Genomic DNA, 18,477 nt, shown 5'->3' on the forward strand with positions numbered 1-18,477 from the left:
TTTTAGGTAACGAACTGCTTGTACCTGATCTCACAGCTACTGGTGAGTGTGAGGTGAGTTTTATGACCACTTGTATGACAGTTCAGACAAACATCTACATTAATATGAGCAACCGTGATTGACAACCAACTTCAATTTTAATAATTCGATACTGCCTTAACAGATAAAAAAGGAGCGGAGCGCATAGCAGTGGAAGTATAATGCCGGACGTTAAAAAATAGAAATATGAGAAGTATAAAATTTTACGTTATTGTTATTTGCGCCTTATCCATTTGTGCATGTAAAAGAAAACCAAATGATTATCAGATTACGATGACCGGGCAATATCTGGAAGCAAATTTTTCCCTGATAAATGGAGTGAAAATTGATGAATTAGTAGTCACAGCCTTTTCAAAAGATAGTATTCCTTATGAGTTTTATTTAAAGCAAAGCCTTTCTTTAAAAATGCGTCCTGATATACGCAATAAAGATCACATAAGGAACCTGATTTTTTTCGATCGGCCTGTTCAGGGTTATTACTGGGAGAATGACTCCGCATGGGCAATATATAATATCAGTGTAGTGGCCTACAAGTATAGAGGAAATATATCAGGGAAAAGCATGGATGACTACTCATATCAACAACAATATGACACATACCCTTCTGCATTTAAATCTAACTCATGGTATTTAATTGATTTTAAGTCCCCGATGAGAGAAGATCATCATGAGTTTTTGCATGTGGATAATGATAACAACTTTATCTTTTATCAATTGAAAGATTCTTACAAGGATAAGACGGAATATCGAACCCCATCTCTCTCTACACATAAAACGTTGTCTTTAAAATAAAATATACCTTAATGAAGGCCTGGGAAATGATAGTGGGAGTGAAAACTGGTGTAAGCGAATTTATTGAAGAGACAAACCAAGTCGCCTGAATACGTCTGCTAACGCAGATGCGATGATGGAATTTCCTTTATCTGATGGATGTAATCCGTCGTACGTAAGCTTTACTGCTTCCGGTGGATAGGGGTATTCATCATTTTCAGGATTGAATGGTATACGTATAAATGCCGGGTAAGTATAATTAACATATTTACCGGTTTTGGGATTTTTCAGACGTTTGAACTTTACCATGTTTTCCAGTTTTAGTAGCGGATGATGATATAGGTCGACAACCGGAATCTGTTCGTATCGCCCGATGGCTAAAACCACATTTGCAAATTCTTCCAGTGTTTGCCCATTTTTCTGCTGATAGGAACCGAACGCATTATTTTTAGCATCAGCGATATAAACAAAATCGTTACGCTGCATGGGGGTGATCAATACGATCTTTGCATCGGGATTCAGTTGGCGGATCTTACTGATAATGATCCGGAAGGAGCCATAAACCGTCGTATTGCCATTGTCATGCTGATAGTCATCGATCTTACCTGTTGGTCTGCCCTGCCACCAATCGTTGGTACCAAGAAAGACAGAATATACATCCGCTTTGATCAGACCAAGACCATCAATGTTACCGGCGATCCCACCTGATGTCCATCCATTATGTCCCTGGTTAATATATTTTAAGTTGGGTAGCATCTCATTCACACGGGTTAAATAACCCTTGGATACCCTGTGACCTGTTTCATCCAGGTGGTCATTGAGATAGGTAATGGAATCGCCTATGGCTACCCAGGTTAATTCTTTCTCTCTGAATGAGCACAGGAGGATGATGGCAAGTAATATTAGTAGATGTTTTTTCATGTGGCTTTATTGTTAATCTGCAGGTATTGATACGATTCGCTCAGTTTTTACGCCATGAATATAATAAGTAGATCAGTAATTTTCAATTACTTTAAGCATTCAATAAAAAAGCCTTCAGAAACATCTGAAGGCTTGCGTCTTCTACTCGCTGCGTAAGCTTTTTATGGGATTCGTAAGCGCGGCTTTGATACTCTGGAAACTCACCGTCAGCAAAGCAATCCCGATTGCCAGTAATCCTGCCAATGCAAAAAACCACCAGTCAACCGTAACCTTATAGGCAAATTCCTTCAGCCATTGATTCATACCCCACCAGGCGGCAGGGGAGGCCAGCACCAACGCTATTAGAATAGGTTTGAGAAAATCCATGGAAAGCAACGCCACAACACTACCGGCAGATGCGCCCAACACTTTCCGGACGCCAATCTCTTTTGTCCGCTGTTCGGCAGTATAGGTCGCCAATCCGAATAACCCTAAGCAGGCAATAAAGATAGTCAGGCCAGAGAAGAGCGTTAATACCTGTTCTATTTTTTGCTCGCCGAGATAAACCTGCTTAAACCGATCATCTAAAAATGAATAGGAGAAAGGAGCTGCGGGCGAAAATGACTCCCACTGCTGTTTCAGTGATGCGAGAAACTGCGGAAGTTCACCTGGACGCGTTTTGACCAGAATATTGCCTGAATTGCCACCCAGGAACATGGCTAAAGGCCCGATTTTCTGTCGTAGGGATTCAAAATGGAAGTCGCTTACGACTCCAATGACCCGGTAATACGTTTTTACACCATTATCATCAATGTGACCAATCAGTTCTTTCCCGATCGGGTTCTGCTGCCAGCCTAGCGCCCGTACGGCCGTTTCATTCAGAATAACAGCTGAGGAATCGGTAGAGAGATTTTTAGAGAAATTACGTCCCAGCACCACTTGCATCCCCAATGTAGGAATATATTCATCATCTACTTTATAGAATCGGCTCATTACAGCTTTATCAGGATTTTCCCTGGACATTATGGGCGTGTTATCGAGTGCTGAATTTCCAATGGGTACCTGTCCTGAAATACTTCCCGTGATTACCTGCGGCGATTGGATGATCTTATCACGAAACAGGGTTTCGTTTTTGCTAAGCATTTGCGTATTATGAATGATCAGTACCTGTTCACGATTGAAACCAATTTTCTGCCTTTGCATGTAACGTAGTTGCCGATCTGCGGTAACAGTGGCAATGATCATCGAAATGGTGATGAAAAATTGAAATGCTACTAAACCACTTCTCAGGTTAAAGTTTCCGCGTCCAGCTGTAATCCGGCCTTTCAGCACCGCGACAGGCTTAAACGAAGACAGGTAAAAAGCCGGATAGCTACCTGCCAACAGGCCTACCAGCACAGTTCCCACTACTAAACCGGCGGCTACGAATGCGTTGGTTAGCAAACCCAATGTAAGTGTCTTGCCTGTCAACAGATTAAAGAAGGGTAAAGACAGGCCTACAATCATCAATCCGACTATCAGTGCAGCAATCGCCAGCAGGACCGACTCGGTCAAAAACTGTTGCCGCAATTGTCCTTTTACAGATCCTAATACTTTACGGACCCCTATCTCGCGTGAACGCCGTACTGCTGTTGCTGTCGTCAGGTTCATGAAGTTCACGCAGGCTATCAGCAACATAAATGCTGCAATGGCCATCAGCACGTATATATATAGGATATTTCCACCCGGGGTTAATTCATTTCTGCCAAATGTGGAGTATAAATGGATATCGGTGAGCGGCTGAAGAAATACCCCGAAATCATCACCCTTCTCACGAAATTGTTTTGGCGTGAGGTGCAGAAATCCTTCCAATTCACCTCCAATCTGCTTTTCAGCGAGTCGGGCAATTTTAGCCTCTGCCTGTTTATAATTGTATTTCTCAGACAGAAGCACGTAAGTGTAAAAGTTTATGCTGTATAGCCATCCTATATGCTGCTCATCATAATCAGTTGAGGACACCAGCATATCAAACCGAAAGTGAGCGTTCGTGGGTACATTTCTGACTACGCCTGTAATTCGATGAGGTGTCTTTTCACGGCTGAATAGCAAGACTTTTCCAACCGGGTCCTGATTGCCGAAGTATTTCCGTGCAGTTTCTTCTGTCAATACCACCGTATTAGGCTCGGTCAATGCCTGCTTTGGATTTCCTTTCAGAAATGGAATGGTGAACACCTCACAAAAATTGGAGTCTGCATACAGCAGATTATCTTCTTTAAATGAACTGGTTTCGTTGCTGACAAATTCACCTCCCCTCAGTATGCGTGTTGCTTTTGATATTTCCGGAATTTCACGTTGTATGTCCCGGGCAGCATTCGGGCCTAACATGGGGCCACCAACATCCTCACCGTTTAACCGCGCATTAAGTGCAACACGGAAAATCCGGTCTGCCTTCTCATTATATCGATCATACGATAATTCATCCTGTACATAAAGCAGGATCAGTATGCAGGTAGCCAATCCGATAGCCAGACCAACTATATTAATGCTGGTTGATACCTTTTGACGTTTTAAATTCCGGAATGCGATTTTTAGATAATTCTGGATCATCATGAATTGTAGACTGAATGTGGCCGGGTAATCCGGTTGTCGGTAATAGTGTTTATCCGTATGCCTTCTGCGTACAAATGGCGGCAACACCGACACTACATTCAGAAGATAACGTAGTGTGGCCTGGGTTTTACCTGAACGGTTATACCAGTAGGTATATAACTCATCCAGATCACCTGTTACTTCCTCCAGCGTATTGTCAGGATGTAGTTTGATGAGTAGCCATCGCGCCCAGCGCGGTGGTTGAACAGGTGATTTCATAAGTTACCAGGTTGAAGCATGTCAGGCGGTAATAATAACCAGAGGTTTTGGCGGAGCTGTTGAATTTCCCGGAGCGCCCGACTTCCCGGTGCCGTAATCCGGAACAGCCGTTTACGTCGTCCCCCGCGTTCGGCCGTGGCTCCACCCAGTTCAGATGTCACAACTCCTTTTTCTTCCAGACGGATCAGCGTGTTATGCACCGTGCCGAATGCAACGATACGTCCTGTATGCGCTGCGAGCGCCTCACTTATAGTTACGCCATATCCTTCTCCATTCAGGATGGCAACCATCAGTAAGACCATCTCTTCGAATTCACCCAAATATGTCCTCTGCATATGTTCAGGTTATTAGTTTCTATTTTGTCGTACAAAGGCGGTGCCAAATCACTAAAGAGGCTGTTTCCAGTTAGAAACAGCCTCTTTATGCGCAATAACATGCTTGTAACTGTCCGCAAACGGGCATTTCTTGTCCGGCACCGGACAATGCAACGCATCATACAGTTATCTATCCTTGCATAAAACAGATTAAAAGAGAATTATTGGGAAATCAGCAAATCACCCATTCCGAAAGCTCTCAGTCCTTTTTCATATTGCACCTGAACCGCATCATTGGCTGCTTTTACAAATTCGCCGGTTGCTCTGTCCACCACAGTGCGTAGTGGTCTTTGTCCTTTTGATAGATTGATCAGATTGTTAATTGCATCTGCTACTTCCTGTGGGTCAGGTTGAACTGTTTGCAACAAATTACCAATAGCAGCACCTACCTTATTGGGCAGTTCTGCAAAATATTCATAAGCAGGGGTAACGGACTGGTCGGAACCGTATCTGATATTATTCATCATGCCCGTAGGGAAAGGGCCGGGTTCAACAATGGCAACATCCACGCCTAAAGGTCTCAATTCGTAATGTAAACCTTCGCTTATACCTTCTAAACCGAATTTCGTAGCACTGTATATTGTTGAGAAAGGAGATGAAAACCGGCCAAATCCACTGGTGATATTGATGATAAGCCCGTCAGCCTGATTGCGCATCGCCGGTAGTATCGCTTTTATTAAGCGCCAGGGTGCGATGACGTTGATATCAAAAAGTTCCTGTACATCTGTAACAGTAAAACTTTCTGCGAAACCGACCATTGAAAAACCTGCATTATTGATCAGTATATCTATCGTACTTTCCTTTGCGATCACGGTGTCAATCGCATTATTAACACTGTTGTCATCCGTGAGGTTCACTTCTAATACCGATACATTTGGTATGGCAGAAAGCTCGTTTGCCTGGTCTGCGTTTCTTCCCTGTATATCCCGCATCGTGGCGTACACACGATGTCCTAAGGCCGCAAGTGTTTTTACCGTTACATATCCAAATCCACTATTTGTGCCTGTTATTAATACAACTTTGCTATTCATTGCTGATTGTTTAAGATGATGAACGCAAAGATTCGTATATCTTACACCAGGACATTTAACAAATGCTAAAAAGCGTTTTTCTAACTGATATTTTTTCGGATCCTGCTGAGCGAGGGTTGTGCCATACCCAAATAGGACGCGATATACGAAAGCGGGATACGATTGATGAAAGAGGGAAACTTTTTCATAAAGGATAAATAACGTGTGGTAGCATCTTCTGTCACCAGAAAGTTTCTTCTTTCTAAAATTTCAACTACACATTTTCTTAATATTTGCCCGGTGATAGCATCCCAACCGATAATGGTTTTGCCAATGTCATCCCAGTCTTTCTTTGTAAAAACGATCACCTCACAGTCGGTAATCGCCTGTATATATTCGGTAGCGGCAGTCTGTGCTTCGAACTTTTGCATATCGGTCACGAAATTATTCTCATCAATAAAATCATGCGTAATGTCATCACCTTTGTTATTATAGTAACAAGTCCGAAAAATACCTTTAAGAATAAAACCGACATACCTGGGCGTCTTTCCCGCTTCCGAGAAATATTCATTTGTCACCAGCGTTGTCACTTTTCCCCGATCGGAAATAAATTGAATTTGCTCGCTGTCAAGGGAGCCAAATTGCAATAAGTATTCAATCATCTTGTTCATCGAGTCAAAATTAGTGATTATTATAGCCGCGTGTATTGCTTTACACCGGGCTATTTTCTATTTTCGTCTTAAAATATACCTACACCTATGAAGACTAGCCAGCAAAAACAGGTTGCAACATCGGCGGCAGTGATAACTGTGATCATCCTTGTAAAATCGATCTTACCCCTGCTCCTGAATCTATTGGCGATTAACCAGCCCTATGCAGCACGTATAACATTGTACCTGTGCTTCCCACATGAAGTCCTTGACACGATAAAATACCCTCTGGCTACGTGGACCAGGAGTCTTAGCCTTTCCTACATACCGGTTTTTTCAATTTTGTTTGCCATTTTTCTATTTATTGCTTTTGTACAATTCCGTGATAACGGAAAGAAATTGCCGCTACAAATCGCTTGTTGTATTCTTTTGGTATCGATCCTCATGTCGATTCCAACAAGAATAAGTTATTATCAACAGGCTGTGAGAGAATATAAAAATTATGTGCCGCCGGTAAACAAGGGAGGCGTATTAGCTTTAATGGATACTTTTGCACAGCCGTCCAAGCCTTCGTTGCCATTATTTATCATAGAGCTGGCAATCCTGTTGCTTTATATGGCCTGGGCGGTTTGGGTACTGAGCCGGCTTTATGGCAGGGAAACGAACAATCAATAAGATGTATCCGTTAATGTGTCTTTGAGATCTTTCCTTCAGATCTTTTGTATTGGGAAGTTTAGCGGAGAATCTCGTTAAATTCTAAAAATTACTGAAAATCCGTCTGCCCGAGTTTTCAGTATGGGCATTATTCAGAAATTTGTTGCTGATTGACCTTTTCAGCATGCAAATTTGGACTTTTCACCAGGCGACACCTTGTTGGCCTCATTTATATTTACACGGTAAATTTATATAAATGAAAAAGACAGTTTTAGTTACAGGTGCTTCGGCGGGAATTGGAAAGGCAACGGCTATATTATTAGCACAAAATGGGTACAACGTTTATGGTGCTGCACGCAGAATTGAGAAAATGCAGAACCTTAATGTCTATGGTATAAAACCGGTTGTAATGGATGTTACAAGTGAGGAAAGTGTTGAGGATGCTATAAACAGGATTTTAAGAGAAGCTGGAAGCATCGATATATTGGTAAACAATGCGGGCTTTGGTTTGGAAGGGGCTATTGAAGATGTGCCAATTGAAGATGCACGCTATCAACTGGAAGTAAATGTATTTGGTGCAATGCGTTTGGTGCAGTTAGTGTTGCCAAAAATGAGGGAAAATAAATACGGTAAAATTGTAAATATTTCTTCTGTTGGAGGCAAGATCGCTTTCCCGTTAGGAGGTTGGTATCATGCCAGCAAGTTTGCATTGGAAGCGCTAAGCGATAGTATGCGAAATGAAGTCAGGGAATTTGGTATCGATGTTGTAGTTATAGAACCAGGCGCTACTAAATCGGAATGGGGAACTATTGCAACGGATAGTTTGATGAAAATTTCAGGACAAACAGCTTATAAAGATCTGGCAACTAAAGCGCATAAGTTATTTACTCAACTATCCGATGGTATACCGGAACCAATCGTTATAGCAAAACTTGTTGAAAGGAGCATAAAAGCAAGAAAGCCCAAAACAAGGTATAGAGGTAAGGAAATGAACTCCAGGGTTTTATTGTTCCTGAGAAAGATACTTTCTGATAAGCTAATGGATAGATTAATAATGAGCCAGATAAAATAGTGCACCATGAAAGAAAAAATGATTCTCCAACATAATTTCCTGTATTCATGTGGCTATGAAAAAGTACAAAGCAGCGAACATTACTTTCCAGAACACGCATTAGGAATAATGCTATCAGGGGAATCGCATTATTTTTCAGATGAGGGGACATTCGTAATGGAAGAAGGAACAATATGTTTAATGCGCAGAAATCAGCTATTCAAAAAACTAAAGAAAGCAGGACCTAATGGGAAAGCACCTTCGTTAATCAGCATATTTCTTGACCAGAACACTTTACATCAATACGCCGTCGAAAACAATGTCCCCAAACAAAGTGTATATAAAAATAGAGCTATGATTGACCTGACAGAAAATGTATTTGTGAAAGGTTTTTTTGACTCATTGTTACCGTATATTGATAACCCGAAAAAACTTACTGCAAAAATTGCGGAACTTAAAGCTTTTGAAGCAATTGAGTTGTTGCTTCAGGAAGGGGATATGTTTCAGGCTTTTTTGTTTGATTTCGGCGAATCACATAAGATAGACCTGGAGACGTATATGAACCATAATTATAAGTATAATATTCCCTTACAATCGTTTGCTAAACTCACCGGGCGTAGTCTTTCTACATTTAAAAGAGATTTTACAAAAATATTTGAAACAACACCCGAAAAATGGTTGCAGCAAAAGCGTTTGCACCAGGCCTATTATTTAATTTTAGAGAAAAAGCAACGTCCTTCGGATGTATATCTTGAAGTCGGTTTTGAAAATATATCCCATTTTTCGTTTGCATTTAAGAAATTGTTTGGACTGACACCAGCAGCGCTTGCTTCGGGCTCAATGGGTTAGAGAATGAATGGTTAAGTCTCCAGGCTCATGGCTTTAAGAGAAATATCCTCCGGAAATTGTTGCGGTCAAAATCATTAATCAAAGACTTCCCCACGATTAAAAAGCCTTCAGACATCATCTGATGGCTTTTTAATCGTGGGGACAATCTTCGAACCGCCTTATTGATGATTTACATAGAATTATATTATTTTAAAGCACGCTTATTCAATCATTGTTGATTATTATCGATTAATATTATAAAATCCTTTTCGCGCCACATCATAATATAAAATGATGAAACATCTAACGGTAATTATATTTTTTAGCCTGATATTTTTTTCAAACATGACATTAAAAGGTCAGGCATTGATACACTACAAAAAAGTTATTAAGCCAGACTATTGTTTAAAAGATTCGATTGATGCAAAAGATGTTATTGGAAAACTTGTGAAGATCTGGCATGAGGGCGGCGTTTATCCGACACTTAACATGATGAAAGAAATGAAGTGGCCATCTGAAGAGATAAGGAAAAAAGGTGGACAAAGTGGTTGGGGTACATTCCGGCCCAAGGCTGGTGATGTCGGTATTGTTGTGGATATCTTCACGGAGAAGTCTGGAGTAAATAAACATATTTATTTACTTAAAATTGAAGACAACTATGTTCCGGTTGCCTGCTCCTACATTACAGGTAATGATCAGCTGGACTGTCATAAGCAATCCGAGCAGGATTGGATAAATGATTCCCTAACCAATGTAAAGGATGCCGCTGGTTGTAAATTCAAAATTAGAAACATAAACAATCGCTGGAGTAGAGCTGGACTAAACAATATTGACAAGCAGTCAGAGGATTTTGCTTGTTCTTTGATAGAAAAAGAGATTGACACAGTTATGCTTTGTAAATACATCTTTGATAATGGCTCCCTGCCTGGGGAGAAAGGATTTGTTTTATGGGTTGATAATGGGCATGGATATGTAAAGTCGTACTTCAATAACTCAAGGCATGAGCCAACAAGCAATGAAGTCATTTCATTTGATTCAAAGGAGTTAATTGATTACTTTTTTATAAACAGACTTGACACGGTAACAAGTGACCCGAAATCTGAAATTTGGATAAGTCATTCGTTAGGTTATAGCATTCAGCTTTACGCGCCCGATTTTTTTTATAGAGAACGGTTAACTGATTTCGCCATAAGACAAGATATAACACATCCTAAATCAATATGGTGGAATATGATTTCAGAAAGACTAACAATACTAAAGCAAGAATAGGGATTACCGCGTGCGATGGGGTAGAACGCCATGGAGGTCGACCCGGCATTGATCATCAACTACAAAAAAACTTCAGGTCACTCTGACGTTTTTTTAATTTCCTGCGGGGTGGGAGGGACAATGTTCGAACCAGTTATTGGATAATCTAATTGAAATTCAGTATTTTATAAAAGATGAACTTCTTTTAAGAAATTTGTGGCTCCTCCATGGATCCAATAATTTTAACGATAAACCTAAATTTCCACTTAAATTGTTTTTGGAATGGGTAATTAATTGATAAAAAGAAGAACAACAGGCATAGATAAATAAAAGGTGTAATATTGCCTCATCCTCAAACTGATACTACAATCTGGCTTAATATTCTAGATCATAACATGTTCAGAAATTGATGGATAGAAGAGATCATTTCATCAAAATAAATATCCTTCAGCCATTCTCAGCTGCTTTTTGCGCAGATTATGTGCTAATGCTAATAATCCAAACCCATAAAAATTAATCCTGTAATACTCGATTTATAGCTCTAACTTTAACAAGGTTATATTTGGCTTATTCTGATTCAGGTTGAGCTCTTTTTCTTGTCATACCCTGGTTTTCAGTAGTATGCATATTTAATTAAAAATTATATTTGTGAATATTTTTGTAGGTAATATAAGTGACAGAACAACTGAAGATGAGATATGGTCTTTATTTGACCCATTTGGAGTTGTATATAGTATTAATGTGGCTTATGATAAGTACAGTGGCCGTTCTAAAGGTTTTGCATTCGTTGAAATGCCAGACGATTCCAATGCAGTACTGGCAATTAAGGAATTGAATAATTCAATAGTTGCTGGCCAGAAAATAGTTGTGTATGAGGCTCGTCCAAAACCTGAAAGACCCGAAAATAATCGTTTCTCCAGATCCGGCCCAGGCTCTGGATTTAGACCCAGATATTAATAGTTGGATGTTTTAAAACGTCGATTACCTTTATCTGTTAAGGGAGCAGAAAAGCAAAGCCGCAAAATACATTAAGTATTTTGTGGCTTTGCTTTTACGTTTCTATGTACCGGATAGCAGCAACCCAGTCTTAATTTTCTAATTATATCCTTAATAAGCCTCCAGAATCGGATATAGTAACAGGAACTGTTAGCAACTGCGTTTAACCCATGAGGAGACGATGAAGTTTTGTATTAATTAATCATGTTAGTTGTGTGAGTTCGGAAACTTCAGCTTTTACGATTCTTCGGTCTGCATGTATAGTGCATTATTTCAAAGAAACGCTATCGTACTGTGGTCCCAAAGGATCTATGTGACCTATGATCAGATTTTTGATAAATCCATTCCATAGCAGTTTTATAAAAGTTCGAAAGGGAATATCCACAAAGATCAGCAATTACCAATTGGGGATTATCTCTTTACACAGATCGATTCCCCGTTTGCTGTAGAGGTGGAGGGGACAAATTTCGAACTTACTGGGAGACGATTTATCTGGAATTGAGGATTTTATGAAGGGAAATACTATATTTATTTTATAAAAGGACAAACATTTAATAGAATTTGTTGTATTATATATATCTGTAATAAGATGCGTTATAAATGAATTTCCAATATTGGTGTAAACCTTGCGAGAAAGTCCAGGTAGTTCACTTCAATATGAATAAGCTTCTTAATTCCAGATAACATATCAAGAAATCACTTAATCGCCCAGCTCACATCTGAAGCAGATGTATATATATACATAGTATTTATCAGAAATTTAAAAAATATCATAAATCCAGCATAACCGTTTTCAGTAGTAGTAATATATCAAAAAAGTTAGTCACCAATATTGAGCAATCTTATATAGATGAATTTAATTAGACCAGGGCTTAATGACTTTCACAATCTGCCTGTTAGACAAGAAGATATTGATTTCATAATACCAAGCTTGCATGCTCTCCTTTGAGAAACAGGGTAATCCTCCGTTGTTGTATTAACTAATACCTTTAGCTGACTAATTCTCAGTGTTTTTTTCATTACATCCTGCAGTATTTGTTTATCAAATGATAAATCCGCTACCATTTGCTTCAGCTTATTATTCTCCTCTTCTAACTGCCGGAGACGTCTTAGCTCACTCACACCAAGTCCACCAAACTTTTTTTCCCAATTGTAAAACGTTGCTTCGCTAATCCCATCTTCCTACAAACCTCCTCTGCAAATGTTCCACTTTCCGCCTGCTTCAATGCAAAAGCACTGTGGTGTAAGTTTAAAGAACAAAACCTCCGGAAGTAATCTGAAGGTTTTGTTTTTAACACAATAAATTAATTAGCACTGAATCCCAGTTTCTCAGCATCTTTTAGTATTCTCAATGCATTCTTAGCCTGTTTGGGGCTTAAAGGAGCTTTACGATTTGCAAGCACTCCCAGATTATACGAAAGTTTCCTGTCAAAAGGTGTAAGATGGTTATGCTCTTTTGCCCATTTGGCAATCTGGTACCAGATTGCACTATCGATACTTCCAGCTTCTTCAATTAACTTTAATTCCTGAGGAGAAATATCGAGACCAGCCTGCTCATTTTCTGAATATTTATCAACTTCTGAACGGATTTCATCATTAAGTGCATCCATATTGACAAACTTGTCTTTCAGCGTCGCCCAGCACTCCTGTTTTTTACACCATTCTGTTATGTTTGTCCCCTGTTTGGATGGAATATTAATATGATTCCATACTACATCAATAGTAGATGCAATTGTATTATTTAATGTTTCTCCTATAGACTGACTTTCCCATATTTTATCAAGGTTAAGCTTCTTATTTGTTTTATAGGATAATAGAGCCATAATATAGGAGACCATATTAGACTTATAGCCGCCCAGATCCCGCTTTGCAACTAATTTATCAATCTCCCTGAACAGAATTCCTTTAGCTATCAATCTTTGATAATATGTTTTATTTACATCAAGCTTCAGATTTGACAACTCTTTACTAAAAACCCTGAAATTATTCTCTGCACCTTTTCCAACATCAAATGGGCGCTGCCACCAACTCATTTCGTATTTGGCTAAATCAGTTTTTGAGAACTTTTGCTTTTTGGGATATTGAATATCAAAAATCTTCATGTCTTTGACTGTCATTCTGGCTCTTTCATCGAGAAACTGACCTCTGGCTCTTTCATAATACCATTTATTGGTAGCTTTTCCTCCTGTTTTTGCAGGTACCCATTCAGTACGGGAGCAGTTTTCTATGGCCACATGATAGTCGCTATTAGAACTAAAGTCAGAATCCTTGATGATAGTCTGGGTATTTGCATACCTTGATATTTTAGGAACAACTTCTGGCATCTTACTGGAATCTGTTACAACAGAAACCTTCATTTGCACAAAAACTTTTGACAGATTAATTTCTTTTTCAGTAGAGGTCGCAAATATTGAAGCCGTGGTCTGTCCACCATTAACTATTTGCCAGTTTTCAATACGTGTAATATATGCATTACCATCCTCAAACTCTGTATATACCTTCTCTGCCGTGGTAGAAATTCCATTATTATAAGCAAAGAACATATCGGGTGAGTTCCGGATGGTATCACGAATCCCCTGATTTACTTTTGCTTTAAACTGTAAAAATGTTCTGACATTCTTCTCTAATAAGCCTTGTTTGTATTTCCCATAGATCTGTGCAAGTATTTTCCCTGGAATGATTGCCAGATATGCATCTACGTTATCACTAATATTGTCCATCCGAAGGCACTGCAATTTATGATTGAAATCATGTTTAAAATCAATCTCAATTTTTTGCTTGCCTGAGCGTATCAGATATTGCTGATAAACTCTTTCAATATCCCATAACTGGAAATCTATATAAACACCTTTTTTCTCAATAGCATTTGGAACCACTTCATTAGAAGCCTGCCCATTTGTAAGAACAAAGATCCTTACTGTTTTGATTTCATCTTTTTTTTGTTCGATAATCTGAATCAAATCGAATACTGTTGTGTCGGATTCGTCGATTTTTTCGGAAAGTTTGCCCTCCCAGGATTGCCAGAAAAAGTTCTCTGCTTTTTGAAATGAATCACTTATATCTTTATCTGAGACTTTGGAAAGTCTTTGCTCACTTTTGAAAATGGTTACAAATAGATCAATTGCTTCATTTTCTTCATCATAGTTCCATGCATTGATCTTGATACCTCTTGACTTGTAATGACATATCTCGTGTGCAATTACCTCTCCCGAATCAATCGAGTATTCAAGAATATCATTTGTAATGGCATCCTCTTGTGAAATACCTTCGTCGTCAACTGTAATTAATGCTCCTTCTAGAAAGTCAATAGCAAATTCTGATAATTCCATACTATAAATGTGTTAAAATGTCAGTATTAATTTCAAATGGGGTACATGCTGCAACTGCTACTGAATACTTCAGATCTCCAATACCATCGGGCAAATCGCTTCCGGTTAGTCTTGGGAAACCTTCTCCTACTTCAAAAAAACTCATCTCTGATATTGAAAATGCAGTTAGATATCTTTCAGCATCTGCTGCTGCATAACCATATTTGGCAAGTTTCAACTGAAAATGAAATGCAGCAATCGGATCATCTTTTATTAGAAAATAAATATCATTTATGAGTGCCGGTAATGTTTTGTCAGGCATATTATGATGAAGGTTTAAAGAATAAATGGCCAGGAATAAATGCTCAAGCCCTGCATTATCAAGCTGCTTCTCAGACGAAATAGTGATTTTTTTATGCTGTTTTCCCGAAGTAGTCTTCAATTCAATAGCTCTATCAATGATCTGGAAGTCATGATTAGTTGCATTAGGTGCTGTCCAGTAATCTATTGATTCTAAAAATGTATATTTATGAAACAGGTAGTCCTTTAGAAAATATAATTCTCCAACAAGGCCTTTCTGCGTTTCAAGGGACATCAATTCATCATCCTGCTTTTCAAAGAAGAATTCCCATTCAGAAAGTGTGCTTAAAATAGTAGAAAGTAAGTTTTTCCTATCCTGCAGAATTATGACCCTGTCACATAAATCAGATATAAATAATTCAAAAATATTATTGGTATTAACTATCGATTGTGTGAACGTCAGAAATAGTGAATTGTGAATGTTAGCCAGAGTGCCTACAGATGTCTCAATTTTCAGCCCTCTCAGACCAGGCAGATTATCAACATTAATATCACATCCTTCCTCAAGTCTTATATGTAATAAACGAATGTTTTTACGAATATCTGTGGCCAGAAATACATCAAACAACCCATTTGTTAGTATGCGTCGGGTCACTTGTGAAGTTGCCAAATTTTGTTTTTTTTGCGACTCCTCATTGATAGAATCCCATATTGCCTTATAGTCAATCTTCATAACTTGCCAGTTCTAGTTCTTCATAAATAGTGTTAATATCATATTTTGACTCCTTCAGGTCATCATTATTAGGCCAGCTGATAGCAAATCCGAATGGCATTTTTTCAAAAGCCAGTTTTGTAACTGGACTATCATTAGTTTCTTTATAGTCCTGGATGATTAAAGGATAAATTGTAATTAATGGTCTGTTAAGTCTCGGCAATAGTTTCCTCAAATCTTCACTGGTTTCTGTTGGATTGCCTTCGAAATCTATTTTCTCATCGCTAGCGCTTACCAGTTTTTTAATATAAAGCTGATTGGATTTGTTTTTATCCTTAATTGACCTATGGAATGGACTAACTGTAAGACCGGCAATTGATTCTACCTCAGATTCATCTACATCTGTTGATGATCTCAATGCTACATTCCATAAGTCAAGTATGTTATTAGGGTTGTTACCTTTTTTTTGTTGCTCTATAAATTCAACAATCCTTTTAGTATTTGATGCAGGTGCCCCTCTGAATGATATATATTTTCTAAGGAAGGCTACTACAAGATCTTTTGGAATATCAGTCCACAGATAGCCATTTCTCCTTCTTCCTGGATCATAAGAATAATTATTCATGGAACTGATAAATGCTTCAACAGCATTATAATTATTGATAAGGATAGATTTGTCTTCGGATAATGTATGGGTTTCTGTTAATTTCCCTTTATAACTTAATGGTAATTCCGAAGTGTGTCTCATTTTCAAAGCGCTTGTAGCCATCATATCCGGATGAGACAGTACTCTTAATCCAAAATCCATTGGAGTTGATTTCTGTCTGCTCATTTCTAAAAACTCGTTTTTGAGGATCTCAAACGCGGTCGAAATATGCCGGTACCAACTGAACAGATCATTGGTTGTATAAATCCGGCATAAGTCCTCAAAGCCAGTTCTGTACCCAAACCATCGTCCCATCTGCATAAGTGTATCATACAGAGAACTAGCTCTTGTAAAGTAACTTACAGTTAATCCTTCCAGGGTCAACCCTCTTGATAATTTATCTCCTCCTATAGCAATTACACTCAATCCTGTACTTTCTCTATTTTTATAGTCCAGAATATCACCAGCACTTCCATTAACTATATGAGGTTTCATTTCTATTTTAAGGATGGCAGGTTTTAAATTATCCTTTACTTCATTCCAGGTGTTCAATACCCCTTCCATTTGTTTGGTGATTCTAACATAATCACGTTCAAATAGTAACCGGAATTCTTCCAGAATATCATGATCATCATTCAGAACTCCTCTTCGTAAACGATCGAATTCATCCTTAACATGCACTCCGATAGCCTCCTGAATATTGTTAAGCCTTGTACAATGAATTAACATTGTGTTATGCTTATTGCCCTGATTTCGTAGTCTTCTTATAGCAGAACTGATAATAAATGACCTGATGGCTTCCTTCATTGAACCTGGTATGTGGTCCGGCGGTTCGGGTGAACGTTTGCCGGAAGGGAGAAAGGAAGAATCAGGTAGTGATGCATCTGTTACTGGTATATGAATGGGAAGTCCTGTTTCTGTATCACTTTCATTTAAGCCAAATACCCGAACCGGACCGAAGTAATTGGAAGGTGCCTCCATTGAAATTATAAATGAAGACGGAAACAAATCTTTACCAAATTTATGGTCATCTATTTTGGGATGCATGAAGATATTGGCAAAAGGAGTAGCCGTATAACCCACATAAGCTTTCTGATTAAACAGGTTGAGCAGCTCTCTTATTTTCCCGTTGATGGATGTAGGATCATGCTCACCATTATCATTTTTGAGCGGTCTGGTATTTGGAGATGCCTGATCAGCTTCATCATCGATTAGAAGGATAGGAAGGTTGTTTATCATCAAATCACCATTAGGTGAATGATAAACAAATTCACCTCCCAGTGTATCGCGGCATTCACAGAAGTATTTTATCAGATTACTAAGTACAGGAACATTCTTCTTTATAATCAGTACCATTGGTCGGTCTGAGCCTGGTTGAATTCCTCCTATTTTCTGCGCAAAGCTTCTGGAAAAATCACCACGATCATCCTGCGTCGTGAAAGTATCAACATGGATATAACCCTCATTCGGCAATGTAGTAACACCTATTTTCTTTACATGTGCCTGGTCACTTGTGTCCCTTCCAATTACCTCTTCATCTATCCTCATCTGAGTTTGGCTTCGGAGGTTTTTATGTAAACCACTCAGAACAACGATAATTCTATAACCAGCATCTATAGATTTATTAATAAGTCCTGTGAAATTAGCAGTCTTTCCTGATTGCACATTTCCTACAACCAGACCTCGTCTGTCAAATGGTCTGTTTTTTACTTTCGGATCCTCTAACCTTTCCAGTATATCGTCAGTAATGTCGCCAAGGCCATCTACCGTTTTAGGAGACCAGCCCTTGATATTGTTTAGATATTTTTTATAACGGTTCCAGAATCTGAAATTGATCTCATCTGCAGCAATTTTTTCACGATACCATGGAATGTGGCCTGTATTATCCGTGAGTGACTGATAGGTACCAGCCTCAATTCCCTGATTGATATTTACTTCATATTGAAGTTCAGACAGGAGTAATTCCCTGATATCTTCATTTGAATTGAATACAATACTCGGATGGGAAATCCGGGTATGATCAATATGTGGGACTACATTTCTTATTGCAGTTTCGATAGCTTGCTCATAGGGCATCACGTCTTTTAACAGGTCGTAATTGTCTTTAACTATGCTCTTTATAATGTTGTAAGATCGCGTCATT

The 18,477-nt window shown here is 38.8% G+C and carries 14 protein-coding genes and 1 pseudogene; 6 read left to right on the plus strand and 9 right to left on the minus strand.

Features of this window, described 5'->3' with window-relative positions:
* Positions 1-225 precede the first annotated feature (225 nt).
* Positions 226-831, plus strand: a complete 606-nt coding sequence (locus tag BMZ72_RS33115) for a hypothetical protein (RefSeq protein WP_089815284.1) — start codon at positions 226-228, stop codon at positions 829-831.
* A 60-nt stretch (positions 832-891) separates the two neighbouring features.
* On the opposite strand, the gene BMZ72_RS33120 is transcribed toward BMZ72_RS33115, so the two are convergent.
* The 5 genes from BMZ72_RS33120 to BMZ72_RS33140 all read right to left on the minus strand — a co-directional run bounded on the left by BMZ72_RS33120 (position 892) and on the right by BMZ72_RS33140 (position 6,612).
* Positions 892-1,731, minus strand: a complete 840-nt coding sequence (locus BMZ72_RS33120) for an SGNH/GDSL hydrolase family protein (RefSeq protein WP_089815286.1) — start codon at positions 1,729-1,731, stop codon at positions 892-894.
* 141 nt (positions 1,732-1,872) lie between these two features.
* Positions 1,873-4,557: an ABC transporter permease gene (locus tag BMZ72_RS33125; RefSeq protein ID WP_218155319.1), complete on the minus strand. Its 2,685-nt coding sequence runs from the start codon at positions 4,555-4,557 to the stop codon at positions 1,873-1,875.
* Positions 4,554-4,892 carry a PadR family transcriptional regulator gene (locus BMZ72_RS33130; RefSeq protein WP_089815287.1) on the minus strand — a complete coding sequence of 113 codons (339 nt, stop codon included), beginning with the start codon at positions 4,890-4,892 and terminating at the stop codon, positions 4,554-4,556. Before BMZ72_RS33130 ends, BMZ72_RS33125 begins: the two co-directional genes overlap by 4 nt.
* 200 nt (positions 4,893-5,092) lie before the next feature.
* Positions 5,093-5,962 (minus strand): SDR family oxidoreductase, encoded by an 870-nt coding sequence (locus BMZ72_RS33135; protein ID WP_089815289.1) that lies wholly within the window; start codon positions 5,960-5,962, stop codon positions 5,093-5,095.
* Positions 5,963-6,042: 80 nt separating this feature from the next.
* The gene (locus BMZ72_RS33140; protein ID WP_089815291.1) at positions 6,043-6,612 is read right to left on the minus strand and encodes a Crp/Fnr family transcriptional regulator; all 570 of its coding nucleotides are present in this window, start codon (positions 6,610-6,612) and stop codon (positions 6,043-6,045) included.
* 87 nt (positions 6,613-6,699) lie between these two features.
* Between BMZ72_RS33140 and BMZ72_RS33145 the strand changes: the two genes are divergently transcribed.
* The 5 genes from BMZ72_RS33145 to BMZ72_RS33165 all read left to right on the plus strand — a co-directional run bounded on the left by BMZ72_RS33145 (position 6,700) and on the right by BMZ72_RS33165 (position 11,329).
* Entirely contained in the window at positions 6,700-7,266 is a 567-nt protein-coding gene (locus tag BMZ72_RS33145; protein WP_089815293.1) for a hypothetical protein, read from the plus strand.
* 235 nt (positions 7,267-7,501) lie between these two features.
* The gene (locus tag BMZ72_RS33150) at positions 7,502-8,317 is read left to right on the plus strand and encodes an oxidoreductase (protein WP_089815295.1); all 816 of its coding nucleotides are present in this window, start codon (positions 7,502-7,504) and stop codon (positions 8,315-8,317) included.
* A 6-nt stretch (positions 8,318-8,323) separates the two neighbouring features.
* The gene (locus BMZ72_RS33155; protein ID WP_089815297.1) at positions 8,324-9,145 is read left to right on the plus strand and encodes a helix-turn-helix domain-containing protein; all 822 of its coding nucleotides are present in this window, start codon (positions 8,324-8,326) and stop codon (positions 9,143-9,145) included.
* A 273-nt stretch (positions 9,146-9,418) separates the two neighbouring features.
* Entirely contained in the window at positions 9,419-10,393 is a 975-nt protein-coding gene (locus BMZ72_RS33160) for a hypothetical protein (protein ID WP_218155320.1), read from the plus strand.
* Positions 10,394-11,020: 627 nt separating this feature from the next.
* Positions 11,021-11,329 (plus strand): RNA recognition motif domain-containing protein, encoded by a 309-nt coding sequence (locus BMZ72_RS33165; protein ID WP_089815301.1) that lies wholly within the window; start codon positions 11,021-11,023, stop codon positions 11,327-11,329.
* Positions 11,330-12,295: 966 nt separating this feature from the next.
* On the opposite strand, the pseudogene BMZ72_RS33170 reads toward BMZ72_RS33165, so the two are convergent.
* From BMZ72_RS33170 to BMZ72_RS33185, 4 genes and pseudogenes are all read right to left on the minus strand, one after another.
* Positions 12,296-12,594 (minus strand): annotated as a pseudogene (locus BMZ72_RS33170) (transposase); the annotation flags it as partial.
* Between the two features lie 78 nt (positions 12,595-12,672).
* Complete coding sequence (locus BMZ72_RS33175; RefSeq protein ID WP_089815303.1) at positions 12,673-14,697, minus strand: AIPR family protein; 2,025 nt, start codon at positions 14,695-14,697, stop codon at positions 12,673-12,675.
* Between the two features lies 1 nt (position 14,698).
* Positions 14,699-15,709, minus strand: a complete 1,011-nt coding sequence (locus tag BMZ72_RS33180) for a PD-(D/E)XK motif protein (protein WP_089815304.1) — start codon at positions 15,707-15,709, stop codon at positions 14,699-14,701.
* A complete protein-coding gene (locus BMZ72_RS33185; RefSeq protein ID WP_089815306.1) occupies positions 15,699-18,476 on the minus strand; it encodes a Z1 domain-containing protein in 2,778 nt (925 codons plus the stop codon). The genes BMZ72_RS33180 and BMZ72_RS33185 overlap by 11 nt, the downstream gene beginning before the upstream one ends.
* Between the last annotated feature and the right edge of the window lies 1 nt (position 18,477).

The organism is Chitinophaga sp. YR627 (assembly GCF_900114995.1).
In the GTDB taxonomy this organism is placed as follows: domain Bacteria; phylum Bacteroidota; class Bacteroidia; order Chitinophagales; family Chitinophagaceae; genus Chitinophaga.

Coding starts and splice junctions, on each gene's coding strand:
- BMZ72_RS33160 (WP_218155320.1), top strand. CDS start 9,419: ATGAAACATCTAACGGTAATTATATTTTTTAGCCTGATATTTTTTTCA.
- BMZ72_RS33125 (WP_218155319.1), bottom strand. CDS start 4,557: ATGAAATCACCTGTTCAACCACCGCGCTGGGCGCGATGGCTACTCATC.
- BMZ72_RS33185 (WP_089815306.1), bottom strand. CDS start 18,476: ATGACGCGATCTTACAACATTATAAAGAGCATAGTTAAAGACAATTAC.
- BMZ72_RS33120 (WP_089815286.1), bottom strand. CDS start 1,731: ATGAAAAAACATCTACTAATATTACTTGCCATCATCCTCCTGTGCTCA.
- BMZ72_RS33135 (WP_089815289.1), bottom strand. CDS start 5,962: ATGAATAGCAAAGTTGTATTAATAACAGGCACAAATAGTGGATTTGGA.
- BMZ72_RS33145 (WP_089815293.1), top strand. CDS start 6,700: ATGAAGACTAGCCAGCAAAAACAGGTTGCAACATCGGCGGCAGTGATA.
- BMZ72_RS33155 (WP_089815297.1), top strand. CDS start 8,324: ATGAAAGAAAAAATGATTCTCCAACATAATTTCCTGTATTCATGTGGC.
- BMZ72_RS33115 (WP_089815284.1), top strand. CDS start 226: ATGAGAAGTATAAAATTTTACGTTATTGTTATTTGCGCCTTATCCATT.
- BMZ72_RS33140 (WP_089815291.1), bottom strand. CDS start 6,612: ATGAACAAGATGATTGAATACTTATTGCAATTTGGCTCCCTTGACAGC.
- BMZ72_RS33150 (WP_089815295.1), top strand. CDS start 7,502: ATGAAAAAGACAGTTTTAGTTACAGGTGCTTCGGCGGGAATTGGAAAG.
- BMZ72_RS33180 (WP_089815304.1), bottom strand. CDS start 15,709: ATGAAGATTGACTATAAGGCAATATGGGATTCTATCAATGAGGAGTCG.
- BMZ72_RS33130 (WP_089815287.1), bottom strand. CDS start 4,892: ATGCAGAGGACATATTTGGGTGAATTCGAAGAGATGGTCTTACTGATG.
- BMZ72_RS33175 (WP_089815303.1), bottom strand. CDS start 14,697: ATGGAATTATCAGAATTTGCTATTGACTTTCTAGAAGGAGCATTAATT.